The organism is Paenibacillus pinihumi DSM 23905 = JCM 16419 (assembly GCF_000422505.1).
GTDB classification, from domain to species: Bacteria; Bacillota; Bacilli; order Paenibacillales; family Paenibacillaceae; genus Paenibacillus_D; species Paenibacillus_D pinihumi.
Map to the genome: position 1 here is coordinate 293,760 of NZ_KE383867.1, position 16,523 is coordinate 310,282.

Here is a 16,523-nt window from a genome sequence, read left to right on the forward strand (position 1 = left end):
CCTTTTAATATCGCATGGAGTTTCGGTATTCCGAAGGGGTACATCCCGCATGCTTGTGAAATACAGAGCAGAAATATGATGTATTCTCATACCCGACAGCCATCGCAATCTCATGAATCTTAAGCTCAGGCTGCTTCAACAGCTGGGACGCCGTCTGCATCCGAAGCTGGGTTATATAATTGAGAATCGTCTCTCCGGTATGTTCCTTGAACAGCGAACGGACATAATTGGGGGAGAGGTAGACATGCTGGGCTATCTTCTCCACGGTCAGCGATTGCGAATAATGCTCCTGAATAAACTCCGTTATTTTTTGTACAACTACTGCATTCCGGTCTGTCTCCTTCTCAGCAATAAGGGAGCATAGCCGGATACAGTATTGAGCCAAATACACCTCGATTTCCGCCAGTGTTGTCAGCTCCGCAACACTCTTCCAATGATCGATCATAAGCAGCTCGGGCTGCGAATGGGCAATCATGGACGAGAAATGCTGCTCCAGCGCAGATAAAATATGAACCGCAGAAGAGCGGATTTGCCGGGGCTGCGAACGTTCCAGGCGGAGCTGTTCTGCAAATTGTCCGATTTGTTTCTCTGCAGGTTGCGGCATTCCTCTGGCGATGGAGGTGCTCAATTCCTTAATGAGCGGATCGACGGCAGGTACAGCGGCTGTTGCAGGAGGGATTTCCTCATATAGAATTACCGCTCCCGTCCCTGCAAAGAACCGCTCCTCCGCTGCAGCTTTGGCTTCTGTATAACGGTTGTGCAGCTCCTCCAATTTCAAGGAACCGCTTCCAAGGGCGGAGATACCAACGACAGCAGTTGTTGTTCCGGCCGCAATACTTCTATTCTGCCAGTTCTCCCAATACGTTCGCAGCAGCAGCCTGGCGGCATAGGCCTGCCCAATCGGAATCTGGTGCACGATAAACCAGGCATGTGGAGGAAGCTTGACCCAAATATCATGTGTACCGGGTATGGCCTCCTCACCCGGCAGCAGCATACGGGGATTGCTTACCGCTTCCTCATTCTTTTCAGACGGCCCAAACATCAAATAGGAGACGGCAAGCAGACCCTCGGCCTGCAGAGAAGGCTGAATAAGCCGCAGTTCGGCTGCAAGTCCGTGCCTGAGCTGGAGCGAAGGTTCATGCAGCAGTTTGAACAGCAGTCCTTCAGACATGGAAGCGGCGGAATGGGCAAGCAGAGCTTCAGAATCGAGTCTGCTTTTCATCTTTTCCATAGTTTCGCCGAGTTCACTTACATCCACCGGTTTGAGCAAATAACCGGACGCTTCCAGATTCAGTGCGGATTTAATATATTGAAATTCATTATGACCGCTTAAAAATATAATTTTTACATTGGCGTTCAATTGCTTGGCCCGGCGGGCAAATTCCAGACCGTCCATTACCGGCATGCGGACGTCGGTTATGATGATTTGCGGCTCAAGCAACTTCATCTGCTCCAGTGCTTCCTTGCCGTTGCGGGCTGTTCCTGCTACCCGGAGTCCCATCGTCTCCCATGGTACATAGTGCTCTAGCGCCTCAAGTTCGATTTTCTCATCATCCACGAGCAGTATGTCGTACATGGCTTATCGCCTCCTGCAAAAATCCGCTTTTTTTAAAAATATAAGTTTTTAAAATATAAGATAGTATAAGTTTCACTTTTATCAACGGGTTAAATTTCTGCGCGAAACGGAGCTTTTGTCTGTTAAAGGATGGAAAAGCTGTTTACGCTTATAATAATATTCCCTTATTATCCCTAGTAATTCATTCATGTTTACCTATGTATCATAGTAAATAATATATCGAAATCCAACAATAGATGTCCAGAAATATAGTTAAAAAGCGGTATCATTCGGTGGATTTTATTATAGAAACAAAACCTTCTGGAGCGTAAGATGATTGATGAGCATTAAAACAAGGTTGCAGCTAATGCATCTATTTCATTATCAAAACAGGAGGAGTGCCTGATGTATCAAGGAAACGCTATCAAAACAGTCAGGGGCACTGGTTTAATCCAACGGCTGAAAGATCAAAAATGGTTATTTTTGCTTATGCTGCCTGCCTTACTTGCGACATTGTTTTTTTCCTACGGTCCGATGTTTGGTCTGTATATGGCGTTTATTAACTATCAGCCCGGGGGCGGAACGTTCTTAGAGCAATTTTTCGGTTCAGAGTTCGTCGGCCTGAGATGGTTTGAGTATTTCTTTACGACTGGTGATTTTTACAGGGTTATGCGCAACACGCTGGCAACAAGCCTGTTGTCCCTGTTCTTCGGATTTCCGGCGCCAATTTTGCTGGCCCTGGTGCTGAACGAAGCGAAACAAGGATTCTTTAAACGCTTTACACAAACGGTTTCATACCTGCCTCACTTTATTTCCTGGGTTATTGCAGCCAATATTATTGTTACTATGCTTTCCTCCGAAGGGATGATTAACAGCATTCTGGTAACGCTGGGCATCATCAAGGAACCGATTGCCTTCCTGCAAAACGGGCCTTTGTTCTGGTGGATTATCGCATTATCGAATATGTGGAAGGAAATGGGCTTTAGTGCGATCATGTATCTGGCCGCCATTTCTGCCATCAACCCTGAGTTGTATGAAGCAGCGAGAGTGGATGGAGCGAGCCGCTTCCGCCAAATGTTTCATATTACGCTGCCATCCTTGCGTCCAACAATCGTGATTCTGGCGATTCTGGCTATCGGGGGCATTCTGAACGCGGGATTCGATCAGCAATATTTGCTGCAAAATAATACGGTTCTTGAATACTCGGAAGTTATCGATATTTATGCTTATAAATACGGATTGCAGAACAGCATGTTCTCCTACGGGGCGGCTGTAGGGATGTTCAAATCGGTGGTCGCATTTATTCTTGTCATTATCGTCAACCAGATTGCCAAGAAAATGAACGATCAAGCGTTGTTTTAAGACAAAAATTGGAGAGGAGCGCTTGAGATGGTTTTGGAAAAATACGGGGATTATATATTTAAGTTTTTTGTCTATCTCTTTTTGGTCGTGGTTCTGCTTACAACGTTCCTGCCATTCTGGAACATTCTAGTTCTATCCTTGAATAGTGCTGGCGACACCGTACGTGGCGGCGTGTACTTCTGGCCAAGGGATATTACCTTTAGCAGCTATCAGCAAATTTTGAATGACACCGAGATTTTGAACGGAATTTGGGTAACGATTAAGCGTACTATCGTTGGTACACCGTTGTCTGTAATGGTTATTACGATGCTGGCGTACCCGCTGAGCCGCAGGCATCTGGTCGGACGCAAAGGATTTAACTTATACTTTATCTTTACGATGTACTTCGGTGGCGGACTGATCCCATACTATATGGTGCTTAAAGCGCTGAACATGATCGATACGTTCTCCGTTTTCATTCTGCCAGGCCTGATGAACGTGTTCTATATGATTATTGTACGGACCTTTATGGAGGGGCTTCCGATAGAAGTAGAAGAGTCTGCTAAAGTAGACGGAGCGAATGATCTGACGATTTTCTTCCGCATCATTCTCCCGTTGACTACACCTGTACTTGCGACAATCGGATTGTTCCAGGCGATCGGACACTGGAATTCCTGGTTTGACTCTTACGCTTTCACGTATAGCAATGACCTGAAAACCTTGCAGGCTGTGCTTGTTAAAATTTTGAACCAGTTCCAGACAGGCGGTATGGTATCCTCGGCACAGATGCTGGCTGATTCCGCCAAGCGTACCGCGGTGTCCAGCGATACTATCCGGATGGCGGCGACGATGGTTGCGACCTTGCCGATTGTCATTGTATATCCGTTCCTGCAGAAGTATTTTGTCAAAGGGATGACACTTGGTGCTGTTAAGAGTTAATATCGTATAAGTTTTGCACGATTAAAAGTAAATAGGGTAAACAACATGGCTGCCGGGGATCTCGGCAGCCATGAAGGGAGGTGAGCGTCGGGCGTTTGCTTCGCAGTTTTGCAGGAATACTATCATGGATTTACTTAGGAGGAATCAGGGTGTCTACTAAAAACAAATGGATGAAAATTAGCCTTGTTGTTGCATTGGTTTCCAGCTTACTTGTTGGATGCGCTTCCAATAAAGGCGACACAAAAACAGGTTCAGATACAGACGGACCGATTACGCTTTCCTGGTTTGATTCGAATACGAAGGGCGAGCCGTTCACCGATGCCGTCGCTCAAGAGATTACAAAACGTACCGGCGTAAAAGTGGAAATTCAACAGCCGACCGGTAACCCGACGGAGAAGCTGAGCCTGATGCTTGCAAGTGGCGATTATCCGGATGTCGTAGTGATGAGCAGAGGGGATGCCTCAATGGATAAATACATTTCCACTGGCGCATTCATTCCGCTGAATGAACTCATCGATCAGCATGGATCTGATATCAAAGAAATGTATGGCGATACACTGATCAAAACCCGCTATACAGACGGTAAAAACTACTACCTTGCCAATTGGTACTCGCTCGACAGCGACCCGGTATTCGGTATGCTGATGAGACGTAATCTGGTGCAAGAGCTGGCTCCGGACAAAGCGGATGGAAGCCAACCGCTGACAACAGAAGAATTCGAAGCTCTGTTGAAAGATTTCAAGAGCAAGCATAAGCAAATTGATGGCAAAGAGTCCATTCCTTTGACAATGAACGGAGAGAACATGGGTGCAAACCTGGGTGCGTTCAAAGGGATTTGGGGAATGAAAACTTATTACGAAAACAATGGCAAGCTGGAATATGACGTGAAAGATCCGAAGTACCGTGAAATGGTGCTGTACATGAACAACCTGTACAGACAAGGTCTGATTGAGAAAGAATTCGCGATCAGCAAAAAGCAAACATGGGAGCAAAAGTTGGCTGGAGGACATGTCTTCTCCACTGCAGGCGCTTTCTGGGATCCGGGTAACGGTAATACCGCTCTGAAGAAAGACGGCGGCGAGGAAAACCAGTTGTTTGCTTATAAAGTGATTGCACCAGGCGTTGATCCTGCACAAACAACGTTCGGACCGAGAAGTTCCCTTGGATGGGATGCAATCGGTATTACCAAGAACAACAAGCATCCTGAAGCTACAATGAAGCTGTTCAACTTCCTTGCAAGCGAAGAAGGCCAGCACTTGCTGCTGTGGGGTCTGGAAGGCAAAGACTGGAACCGTGTAGACGGCAAAAAAGTTCCGAACGAAGAACTGCTGCAAAGTTTTAAGGACAACTGGGACGATGCTGTGAAGAAGTCTGGCGTGCGCAAATGGCTGTGGTTCATCAAGAACGGTCTGGATACCGAAGGCCAGCCATATGATATGACGGTTAAATATGAGCGTAATGAAGTTGATAAGCATGCAATTGCAAGTCTTGGAGATTCCACATGGGATACGGCTCCATACGACAACCTGAACCCTGACGGCGGTACGCCAGAGGCTCTGATTGCACAGAAAGTAAAAGATATTATGGATCAAAGCGTGACTAAAGTGATTATCGCACCAAGCGAAAAAGAAGCTAACGCAATCTTTGATAAAATGCTGGAAGACATGAAAAAAGCTGGCGACAGCAAAGTTGAAGAAATTATCAACAAGAAATATGAAGAGCGCATGAAGCTTTGGTCTGCCAAAGAATAAGGAGGTAAGGTAAATGACAGAAGGCAATATCAGAATTGACGTTGAGCAATCGTCTTCTCTTCTCCGTCTGGATAATGGAAGTGCATCTGTCCAGTTCGATCTTCAGCAAGGAACTACAACCTATACAGGAGCAAATGGCACCGAGGTTCGCGATGCATCGGTTCAGTTCAGATGGCAGGGACGCATGGTCGGCACCCGTAACTATCAGAAGCATACATTGACCGGAACGCCTGCCCAGGTAGAGGATGGCTTTGGCAAGGGCCTTCATGTCACGATTCTGCATGAAATGGAAGATGCCACCCTGCCATCACTTTTACAGCACTGTTTCCTGTATGAGGAAGGAAGCTTCGTCCTGATCCGGGCGGAGCTCTCCAGCTCCGAGCAGTTGAAGATCAACCGGTTTGCCGTCATTCAGTCGTCTTCTGTCATTACACCTGCCGAAAGTTCAGGGGATGATGACCTGACGGTCCTGCGTGTGCCGTTCGATAACGACAAGTGGGTACGCTATGCGGCGTACACCCTGCCATGCGAGACGGAGAGCTATGAAGCGTCTGCTATCTACCGCCGGGAGAGCCGTCAGGGAATCGTTGTTGGTTCTCTGACACATGAGCTGTGGAAGACAGGCATCCGGGTAAAGGGGAACGCTTCCGGCCAGATTGAAAATCTGGAGGTGTTCGGAGGAGCAGCTTCCGAATTGACCCGTGATTCCCTGCCGCATGGCTACGTTACCGGCAGCAAGATTGTATCGCCGCTCGTGTGGCTTGGCTTCGACACGGATTATCGCGACGGGCTGGAGGCATTCGGACGAGCGAACGCAGTCGTTGCGCCTGCGCTGGAATGGAAGGAAGGCGTCCCGTTTGGTTGGAACAGCTGGTCTGCTGCGGCAGACCAGCTGGATTACGACCTTTATACGGCAACAAGCAATTTCTTTAAAACGGACGTACCTTTGTTCCGCAATGAAGACAAGGTCTATGTCAATTTTGACTCCTTCTGGACCAACCTTTCGAAGCAGCAAATCAAGGATGCGGTCGAGCTTGTCCATAGCAACGGCCATAAGGCGGGGACCTATTGGACTCCATTTGCCTTTTGGGGAGGACCAGCAGAGTTTGACCGTGAGGTAGAGGGGACAGAAGGGCGTTACACGTATAAAGACCTGCTGCTTCGGGATTTGGAAGGTGAAGTGCTGCCTGATTTGGACGGCGGTCTGGCGATTGACCCGACACATCCCGGCACCTTGCAGCGGATCGACTGGTACACGGATCGATTCATAGCCGAGGGATTTGATTATATCAAGATGGATTTCATGGGTCATGGCGCTTTGGAAGGAAAGCACTATGATTCCGCGATTACGACGGGCATGGCTGCCTACCATTTCGGATTGTCTTACTTGGAAGAACGGTTGTCACCTGAGCGTGTTGGGCGTCCATTCTTCATTAATCTGTCCATCGCTCCGATATTCCCGCATCAGTTTGCACATAGCCGCCGTGTCTCCTGTGATGCGTTTGGTACACTGCATGATACGGAATACATGCTCAATTCGCTGAGTCATGGCTGGTGGCTGAACGATTCTGTGTACCGGTTTAATGATCCGGACCACTGCGTGCTGTACAAAAGCTATAACCATGAAGCAACAACGAGGGAAGAAGGCAGAAGTCGCCTGAATGCCTCGGTCATTTCCGGAACGGTATTTTTGCTTGGGGATGACTATCGGGTGGAGGAGGCTGCATCGCGTGCCAGAGAATGGCTGTCGAATGAGTCTGTCCTTGAGGTTGCGCGTCTTGGCAAAACCTTTGTCCCGGTAGAAAGCCCGGTCCAGGAAGGCTCGACAAATGTCTTTGCCTTGCATGAGGACCAGCATAAGGTCTATGTAGCTGTCTTCAACTATAATGCCGCACAGCCTGCTGTCCGCAATATTGATTTGCAGCGGCTTGGACTGGATGCTGGAGCAAAATATCGGATCTTCGATCTGTGGGAACAGACGGATAAGGAAGGACAAGGCAATCTGAGCGTGGATTTGGAACCCGCCCAGTCAAAGCTGTTCAGAATTGAAATTAAGAACTGAGAGGTAGGATGAAGATGAACGCATTGAAAATGAAAACTTTCAAAATGGTCATCGCCTCCTTGCTGGCTGTACTGCTGCTGCCCGTTACCCCGTTTTTTACAACGGGGAATGCGGCGGCGGCAGAGACAGCTGCCTTGTCTTTTGAGGCGGAGGCAACGATTAATACATTGACTGGAAATGCAAGCGCTAGCAATTGTGAGGCCTGCTCCGGCGGAAAAAAAGTAGGGGGCCTGTATCAGGGCGCTTCTCTGCAATTTAATGATGTGGTTGTTCCTGAAAGCGGTGTATACAAGATGACCGTATCTTATCTTTCAGGTGATCCAAGGCCTTTTTCTGTAAGCGCTAACGGCGGAGAACTGGAAACATATAATCCTCCGAAGATGGAGAATTGGGATACTGTCGGCCAATATACACTTGAAATTCTGTTAAATGAAGGCGCTAACACAATTCTGATCAGCGACGGCGGCGGCTACTCCCCGGACATCGACAAAATTGATTTGGCATTTGCAGGCGGAGATTCTTCCTCTGCCAACTACGAGGCTGAAGCTGAAGCGAATGAACTTTCAGGCAACGCGAAAGTTTCTAATTGTACAGCTTGCTCAGGGGGCAAGAAGGTAGGAGACCTCTACGAGGGCTCTTCCGTGAAATTCAATAATGTGCAGGCTGGTACAAGCGGCATCTACAAAATGACGGTGTATTACATATCCGGCGATCAGCGGCCTTTTTCTGTAAGCGTTAACGGAGGGGAATTGGAGAACTTTAACCCTCCCAAGACAGAGAGCTGGGATGTGGTCGGTCAGTATACGATTGACATTCATCTGAATCAAGGCAGCAACACAATTTTGATCAGCGACGCAGGCGGTTATTCCCCGGATATTGACAAGATCAAGATTTCCTATGAAGGCGGCTCCAATCCTGGACCGGGTGACGGGGAAGACGGGGATATCGGTACCCTGATTAGCGAGTCCCAATATGGCGGTGTGACCATAGCCAAGTACACGCAAGGTATCGTTGCTTCAACTGGAAAATACAAGGTGCAATATAACACGGCAACCGGCTTTGCGCAGTATACGTGGGGCGGCAAGGTTATAGCCAAAGGTGTCACAAGCGGTGTTCAAGTGGACAGCCTGGTGAAAAACACCGATTACACGACGCACCAGCTCGATGCTCAGCCTCCGGTATCTTTCCGGGACGGCATTGGCAAAGGAATTGAAATGACGGTTGTGAACACCAAGGAAGGTCTTCCAACCATGAAGCAAAAGTATTATTTATATGAGAATGCAGACCATTTCCTGACGGAGACGATCATTGAGAATGATACGCCTATCAGTACGAACTATCTGGCACCTATTATCGTAGACAGAACGGGTGCAATTGACATTGGCAGCTATGATGACAACCGGGTGCTGGTGGCACCGTTCGATAACGACATGTGGTCCAGATACCAGTCCAAGTCGATGAATACTTTCCTGAATAACGATCATTACATCAGCTCGGAGCTTACAGCCATTTTTGACAATACGAGCCGCAAAGGATTGGTTATTGGATCGGTTACCCATGATACGTAGAAGACAGGCATCTACTGGAGCGGCAACAACAACCGTTTGAATAAGCTGAATGTATATGGCGGCTTCTCTTCAGAATCTTCGACTCATGACAAACTTGAGCATGGCAAGGTAACGGGTACAATCGTCAAATCTCCGAAAGTGATGGTCGGCTACTATTCCGATTATCGCAATGGTATGGAAGCCTATGGCCGTGCCAATGCTGAGATTGCGCCGCCACTGGCGTTTGGTGAAGGCATTCCTACTGGTGTTCCATTCGGCTGGAACAGCTGGGGCGCGCATGAGCATAAATTGAGCTATGATATTGCGATTCAAACTTCTGACTATTACAAGGAAAAGCTGCAAAACAACAATTTTATCAACAATGGTGATGTTTATATTAACCTCGATTCCTACTGGGATAATATGAACGATGAGCAGCTCGGCAACCTGGTTAAGCACATTAAAAAGAATGGCCAGCGTGCAGGCATTTACTATGCTCCATTCGTTTATTGGGGCGACAACATGGAGCAGGAAGTCGAAGGCTCCGATGGTAAATACACCTATGGGGATATCGTACTTCGTGACCATGAAGGCAATGTATTGCCTACAGTTGACGGTGCATATGCAGTGGACCCTACCCACCCGGGAACAAAACTGCGGATTGACTACTATATGAACCGTTTCATGTCCCATGGTTTTGAATTTATCAAACTGGACTTCCTGACCCATGGCGCTTTTGAAGGTGTTCATTACAACAAGGATGCTCATACAGGAATTCAGGCTTACAATGAGGGCATGGCCTACGTCAACGAAGTGCTCGATGGCAAAATGTTTGTCAGTGCTTCGATTGCGCCGACGTTCCCAAGCCAGTATGCGCACAGCAGACGGATTTCCTGCGATGTTGACGGTACGATCGGCAAGACCGAATATCAATTGAATAATCTGACCTACGGCTGGTGGCAGGATGGTACGATCTATCACTACACAGATCCGGACTACATGACCCTGTTGAAGGGCGAGACATTTGAAGCGGCGCAATCCCGCGTGACTGCACTTGCCATCTCAGGTACACTTTATTTGGGCTCTGACGATGTCAGAAACACAAAAGCACAAGAGCTGATGGAAAAACTGATGACCAACCCGGCTGTCAATAATGTTGCGAAGATCGGGAAAGCATTCCGTCCGCTCGAAGGCAACACAGGCCAGAGTGCAGCTGATATGTTCCTTCTTGAAGATAAAGGTGCTTATTACGCGGCATTGTTCAACTATGCGAATGCTCCTGCAGAGCGTACATTGAGCTATACCCGTGCCGGTATTCCGGTTGCAGACAAGTATACTGTTACCAACCTCTGGACGGGGGAAGAGAAGACGCTGAGTTTTGTTGATATGCAAAGTCAACTTAAGGTGTCTCTGAAAGCTTATGAATCCGCTCTATATAAAATTGTACCTAACAACAATTATTATCCGAGCGGCCCTTCATCTGCTGGAGGCACAGGAGGACAACCGGAGGGACAGGGAAGCAAGCCTTCCCTCCCAACGGGAATTACACCGGCTGCAGGCACCAAGCTGGAATTGACCAGCACACTGAAGCCGAAGGAAATTGCCAATGGCCACCTGCTTGCAGCACTGGATGTGGACAAAGCACTGGCAGAGCTGAAGGCAGCGAAAGAGGGAACGGACAGCTTTATTGTTCATGTTCCTGTGGATAAAAGCGCAAGCCAAATTACGTTCGAGCTGGATACCCGCATCGTGAAAGAAGCGGCAGCAAGGGGAAGCAAAAAAGCTCAATTGATTGTTGTCAGCAGCCTTGGCAGCTACAATCTGCCGCTTGATGCAATCCAGCTGGATAATATCAAGCAAGTTAAAGTAACGCTGGGCAAGAAGGCCGGAGAAGTAAAGCCGGCGCTTGCAGAAAGCGGATTTACAGCACTTGCAGGCGTTTCTTTTGAAGTTTCTCTGATTGATCAAGAAGGAAAAACGTCAGAGTGGAAGCCTGCCAGCCCGGTCTTTGCAGATCAGACGTTTGCTGCGGGCAAACTGGACCCTGCTCAAACAGCCGTATTAAAGCTTGCTGCATCGGGTGTGTGGACGCCAGTTCCTGCAACTTTTGCCCTCCAGCCGGACGGCAGCTATTTCGCAGTTGTTCATCAACTGGGCAGTGGCGACTATGCGCTTGTGCAAGGGGACAAATCCTTTGCTGACCTGCAGGGCCACTGGGCGCAGGCTATCATAGAGAAGCTTGCTTCCAAAGCGCTTGTGCAAGGCACAAAGGCGGATGCATTCACACCAGAAGCTCCGGTAACACGCGGACAAATTGTTCACCTGCTAGTTCGCGGCCTGGGCTTGTCTGAATACCAGGGGACAGCATCCTTTAAAGATGTACAAGGAGCGGCGCTGCAAAATGATTTGAACGCGGCTGTTGCCGCTGGTCTGGTACAAGGGTATGCCAACGGACTGTTCCGTCCGGAGCAGCCGGTGAGCCGTGAAGAACTGGCCGTAATGTTCTCGCGTGCGATCGCTCTGACAGATCGGATCGACACTTCCGCGAATCACAACCAGCAGCTGCAATTCAAAGATGCCGGGGAGATCAGCAGTTGGGCGATCCAGGCTGTGCAAGATGGAGTGGCAGCAGGATTGTTCAAGCATGACAGCAGTCTGAACCTTCGTCCTGGCGATCAGGCCAGCCGTGCTGAGGCAGCTGCGATCCTGGACCGCTTCCTGCAAGCAGTGAAGCTGGCAGATTAAGACCTTAGCCAATGTACAACCGCAAATTTTCATAGTCATCTGAAAGCCCAAACAGAACCGATCATCAAAGAGCCTTCATCTCCCATACAGCGGAGGTGAAGGCTCTTTGCCTGGTATACTTTCTTGTAATATCCCTCTGGACGGTTATTTGCGTTAGCTCTATAAGCCGTTAAATTGAAGAAGATTCTTGTCTTGGAATCGTGAATGATACCGTCGTGCCCGCCCCGGACTTGCTGATAATGAGCAGCCCTTTGCCGTAAAGCTGTATCAAACGGCGGTTTGTATTGAGCAGTCCGATGCCGCCCTGGCCTTGGCGCGAAGGGTTCAACAGTTGCTCTGCCATTTGTTCCTCCATACCTGCACCGTTGTCTATAATCTCGAATAGTGTATCTCCGCCCCGGTCAGTGATGCGAATGACCAGTTTGCCCCCGCTGAACTTGCTCAGGAGGCCATGCCGGACGGCATTCTCGACCAGCGGTTGTATGGTCAGCGGCGGGAGCATAAGCTCAATACCCGGGCCGATATCCCATTCAATATGCAGCCGTTCTCCGAATCTTTCTTTTTCAATATACAAATAGGCATGTACAAGCTCCAGTTCATGGGACAGCGGAACGAGCTGCTTTGCATTCATAAAGTCGAAGCTGATGCGCAGGTATGAGGTAAACGCATCTCCAAGCCTGCGCATTTTTTCGGAATCGATATTGCTCAGCGCCATAATGGAATTGAGTGTATTGAACAGGAAATGCGGCTGAATTTGCGCCTGCAGGTAGGCAGCCTCCATACGCAGGCTGTCGCTTACCGATTGTTTTAATGCCGTTAATGACCACACCCGATAGCGCAGCTCCAGAGCATCGACAGGCTTGGCAACGTAATCATTGGCTCCCGACAGAAACCCTGTATAAATGTCTTCTGGCTGGTTCCTTGCGGTCAGCAGCAGTACCGGCAGCTCGGAAATTGTAAAGCGTTCACGGACAATCCGAGTCAGCTCGTAACCGGACATATGGGGCATCATCACATCGGAAATCAGCAGGTCCCATTGCCGGGATGCAAGGAGCCCTACAGCTTCAACGCCAGACATGGCTGTATGGATATGGTAGTGCTCTGCAGGAAGAATGCTGAGCAGCACCTTCAGATTGACAGGGTCATCATCAACCGCCAGTATATTCAGCTTCCCTCCCAAAGCAGTGGATGTGGTATTCTGCAAAGTTGTCCATATGCCGGACAAAGCTGCTGCATCTTGATGTATGATTCTTCGGGAAGTGTCCTTCACGATTACTTCTTCCTGGGAAGCTGCAGTCTCCACAGTCTGTGTGGCGTTCAAATCAGCTAAAGGAAGTGAGAATGAGAAGATGGAGCCGTTACCGGGCGAAGAATCCATAGTTATTGTTCCTCCATGCAGCTCTACAAGCTGTCTGCAAATGCTTAATCCAAGTCCAAGCCCGCCATTGCTTATTCCCGGATAGCCCTGTTCATACCGGTTAAATACGCGCTCCCTTGTATCGGCATCCATTCCAGCCCCTGTATCGGATACGCGGATAACAGCCTCATTTCCCCGGACTTCGGCGGTAATGGCGATCGTCCCTTCGTCTGTAAATTTGACGGCATTATGAATCAGATTGAACAAAATCTGAACGAGTCTCTTTTCATCGGCCAAAACAGGAGGGAAGGTCTGGCCAATATCCATTCGGAGTGTGAGCGGCTTCCCGTCAGTCATAAACGCGAGCATGTCCATTACGCCGGAAGCAGCGGATTGAACTCGTACCTGTTCCTGTTGAAGCCTGATCTTTTGATCCTGCAGCTTGACCACATCGAGCAAATCATTGACCAGGAATGACATGCGGCGGCTGATTGTAATGAGCAGTTCCAGATCCTTGAAGCTTTTTTCATTCAGTGACTGCTTCTCATTTACGGCAATGGTCTGGGCAATGTTGATAATGCCGTGCAGCGGTGTTCTCAGTTCGTGGGACGTATTGGCCAAAAATTCATCTTTTAGCTTATCTGCATGCTGAAGCTGTTCACTAAGCCTGGCTTTTTCCCTGGAATTCCGGAAGTACTGCTTGAACCAGTAAACGGAAAAGCCGATAATCGACGCTAAAATATCGACAGGGTAATAGGTGCCCTCCACAGCGCCGATGTTCACGAAGATCCCCCACACGACACTTGAAAAAATGCCGGTGGCCGCAGCGAATAAATAGACCGCATCCTGTTGGTTTTTGATGATCATTTTCGCAATGAGATAGACGACTCCGATTATTGGCGGCAGATAGAGCAGGATTAAGATGTTATAGACAAAGGCTGTATAAAGTACAAAATCGACTGGCGTCACCAATACAACGAAAGAATAGACGCACAATGCTATACGGTATGACTTGAAGGCCCATCCTGGCTTTTCATATGCCGAGAAGCTTGTGGTCAGTAAAATCATGAAAAAGGATAACCACAAATAGGACAGCAATTTGATTTTAAAAGCCCAGGTGTAGTTGATCGGCAGCCACAACAGCAGAATGGAATCATGATCGGATACGACGGAAATGCCGGCACAAATCAACAGCAGCAAGAACATGAGAAATATGTTTTGCTTCGGATTGAAGAAAAACAAAATCCCGGCGTATAAGCCATGAAGCAACAGAATAACAAAGGCGATTAGCTGGAATCCGAGGGAGTACATCCGTTCTGTATCAATTGTCGATTGCATGCCAAAGCGGATCGAATGGGTGATTCCTCCGCTGACAGGGTTATCGAAGTTGGCTGCACGTACAAGCAGTTCAATTTCCCTGTGGTCTCCGGCAATGTAGCTTGCCGTGTAGGATACCGCCTTAGGCTCGTAGTCCGCCTCATGTGCTGCAAGCAGTCCAAAACTTGGATCTGAAATGCCGTTGATTTCGACCTGGGAAGCAGCTTCAATGGGTTGAAACCAGAAGTAATAAGGCTGATGAATTTCCTTTCCGACCAGAATACGGAGCCGATAGGTGCCATATCCGTAAGATCTGTCCTTTATTTCTGAAAAGCCGCTGCTCCAGTCCCCGGGCACTTGAATATGGGAGGGGGCTTTAATTTGATTTGCCAGCGTGTCATGATGGGAGATAAATTGCTCCGGGTAAAACTCCCATTCCCCATTCAAATAGACAGATCGGTTGCTCTCAAAGTCCCAACTCCTCAGGTCGAGTATGCCTTGGGATGCCAACGGCTGGTCCGGGATGGCATTGGCTGTGAACCACAGCCATCGCAGCCCAAGCAGAATAGACAGAAATAGAATAAAGAAGATTAACTGTTTGAGGCTAAAGTACCGGTTAAGTGGGAATTTTATCATATTCATTTAATTCGGCATTTTTAAACGTATCCCTTGTGTTATGCCATTGAAATGAGGAATTTGATGAAAACAAGCCCGTTTCCCTGATTTCAGCTTCAATCGCGGAAATGGGGGAGACAGGCCGATTGTTTGGAGAGTTAGCCGTTTGGATGATTAGGCAAAATCAAACGCGGCTAGATTCTAAAGTCAACGGAATCCGTCCGACTGTCAGGGTCATCTTCGGAGTCAGCAGATTCTTGTATTTGTTCCAATCTCGCCTGTTCTGCTTCCCGGGCCAGCCGGGCCTGCTCCACTGCCGATTTGGACAGTTCCTTTTGCTGCCCGAAGGCTTTGGCCGCTGTTTTAAGGGCGAAGGCGTCCCGGGTCTCCTGGTCAGGCATGGCGGCCTTTACCTGCTGCGCCGCCTGCAGGTCAGAATGCTGCGTAACGGCCTTCATCATATTTTGTGCCTGCAAGGTGAATAATGCCTGATCCGGCTCCTGCTTCTCTCTCGCCTCTCGCTCCAGCTTTTCAGCCATTTTCTGCTGCGTTTCTTCAAGCTCTTTTTTACGCTCATTGAGCAGCTCCTGATTTCGCTGCTTTTGAAGCTCGGCGATTTTGCCCTCCAGATCCTGGATAGCTTTCGCTTTGCTCTGGGCATCCTGCTTGCTTTCCTTGACGTCTGAAATCTGCTTTTGCAAATCGGCTATCTGCCGGTCCAGCAAGGATGATTGGCTTGAATTGCCGCTTGCCGGGGCAATCCGGCTTACGGCGGATACAGGTTGAATTTTCATGGTGTCAGACTCCTTTCTGATTGGTATTCGTTATTTTTATTATCGGAAAAAGGGGAATGAATTTAAAGCCGCTTTATAGTCGTCAAGAACCAATTACCAAAAATTGCTTGACTTTTTTTGAAGCACACCTTTAATATAGACGATAACAATAACGAGAGGGGGCCGATTTATCATGACAGCATGGAACAATTATCTGAATATAACCGCATATGAACCTGTTTTAATCATCGGCCCCGCACGGGCGACATGATAGATTGAGGCCGAAGCCTGCAAGGCGGGGCCTTTGTATTTGCGTATGGAAGGTACGGGAATCGATAATCTATGATCTGCGTGAGAATGCCATGGACGATGAGTCTGTGGCATTTTTTGTTGATATAAGAAATTGCAGCGCGTGACAGCCAGCGATTCTTATATTTCTGATTCGAAACGTCGCCCGGACTGCCAAGGACAGCTAAGCCGTTTAACCTTGTGCAGATGGCGGGGCTGATTTGCAAGCCATA

9 protein-coding genes are annotated in these 16,523 nt (G+C 48.5%); 6 read left to right on the forward strand and 3 right to left on the reverse strand.

Annotation, left to right across the window (positions count from 1 at the left end):
• Window positions 1–4: 4 nt before the first annotated feature.
• A complete protein-coding gene (locus H583_RS0127295) occupies window positions 5–1,576 on the reverse strand; it encodes a response regulator (protein ID WP_028563261.1) in 1,572 nt (523 codons plus the stop codon).
• A 384-nt stretch (window positions 1,577–1,960) separates the two neighbouring features.
• On the opposite strand from H583_RS0127295, the gene H583_RS0127300 reads away from it, so the two are divergent.
• The 6 genes from H583_RS0127300 (at window position 1,961) to H583_RS37735 (ending at window position 11,940) form a co-directional block, all read left to right on the forward strand.
• Window positions 1,961–2,917, forward strand: coding sequence for an ABC transporter permease (locus H583_RS0127300; RefSeq protein ID WP_028563262.1), 957 nt, complete (start codon window positions 1,961–1,963; stop codon window positions 2,915–2,917).
• A 27-nt stretch (window positions 2,918–2,944) separates the two neighbouring features.
• Entirely contained in the window at window positions 2,945–3,835 is an 891-nt protein-coding gene (locus H583_RS0127305; protein WP_028563263.1) for a carbohydrate ABC transporter permease, read from the forward strand.
• A 149-nt stretch (window positions 3,836–3,984) separates the two neighbouring features.
• The gene (locus tag H583_RS0127310) at window positions 3,985–5,586 is read left to right on the forward strand and encodes an extracellular solute-binding protein (protein WP_245586010.1); all 1,602 of its coding nucleotides are present in this window, start codon (window positions 3,985–3,987) and stop codon (window positions 5,584–5,586) included.
• A gap of 13 nt (window positions 5,587–5,599) precedes the next feature.
• Window positions 5,600–7,648, forward strand: coding sequence for an alpha-galactosidase (locus H583_RS0127315; protein ID WP_028563265.1), 2,049 nt, complete (start codon window positions 5,600–5,602; stop codon window positions 7,646–7,648).
• A gap of 14 nt (window positions 7,649–7,662) precedes the next feature.
• On the forward strand, window positions 7,663–9,216 hold the full coding sequence (locus tag H583_RS37730; protein ID WP_051237100.1) for a carbohydrate-binding protein: 1,554 nt from the start codon (window positions 7,663–7,665) through the stop codon (window positions 9,214–9,216).
• A gap of 36 nt (window positions 9,217–9,252) precedes the next feature.
• Window positions 9,253–11,940, forward strand: a complete 2,688-nt coding sequence (locus H583_RS37735) for an S-layer homology domain-containing protein (RefSeq protein ID WP_051237102.1) — start codon at window positions 9,253–9,255, stop codon at window positions 11,938–11,940.
• Window positions 11,941–12,109: 169 nt separating this feature from the next.
• On the opposite strand, the gene H583_RS0127325 is transcribed toward H583_RS37735, so the two are convergent.
• Both H583_RS0127325 and H583_RS0127330 read right to left on the reverse strand, forming a co-directional pair.
• Window positions 12,110–15,256 (reverse strand): hybrid sensor histidine kinase/response regulator, encoded by a 3,147-nt coding sequence (locus tag H583_RS0127325; RefSeq protein ID WP_342663559.1) that lies wholly within the window; start codon window positions 15,254–15,256, stop codon window positions 12,110–12,112.
• A 167-nt stretch (window positions 15,257–15,423) separates the two neighbouring features.
• Entirely contained in the window at window positions 15,424–16,023 is a 600-nt protein-coding gene (locus H583_RS0127330; protein ID WP_028563267.1) for a hypothetical protein, read from the reverse strand.
• Window positions 16,024–16,523 lie beyond the last annotated feature (500 nt).

Coding starts and splice junctions, on each gene's coding strand:
- H583_RS0127295 (WP_028563261.1), bottom strand. CDS start 1,576: ATGTACGACATACTGCTCGTGGATGATGAGAAAATCGAACTTGAGGCG.
- H583_RS0127300 (WP_028563262.1), top strand. CDS start 1,961: ATGTATCAAGGAAACGCTATCAAAACAGTCAGGGGCACTGGTTTAATC.
- H583_RS0127305 (WP_028563263.1), top strand. CDS start 2,945: ATGGTTTTGGAAAAATACGGGGATTATATATTTAAGTTTTTTGTCTAT.
- H583_RS0127315 (WP_028563265.1), top strand. CDS start 5,600: ATGACAGAAGGCAATATCAGAATTGACGTTGAGCAATCGTCTTCTCTT.
- H583_RS37730 (WP_051237100.1), top strand. CDS start 7,663: ATGAACGCATTGAAAATGAAAACTTTCAAAATGGTCATCGCCTCCTTG.
- H583_RS0127325 (WP_342663559.1), bottom strand. CDS start 15,256: ATGAATATGATAAAATTCCCACTTAACCGGTACTTTAGCCTCAAACAG.
- H583_RS0127330 (WP_028563267.1), bottom strand. CDS start 16,023: ATGAAAATTCAACCTGTATCCGCCGTAAGCCGGATTGCCCCGGCAAGC.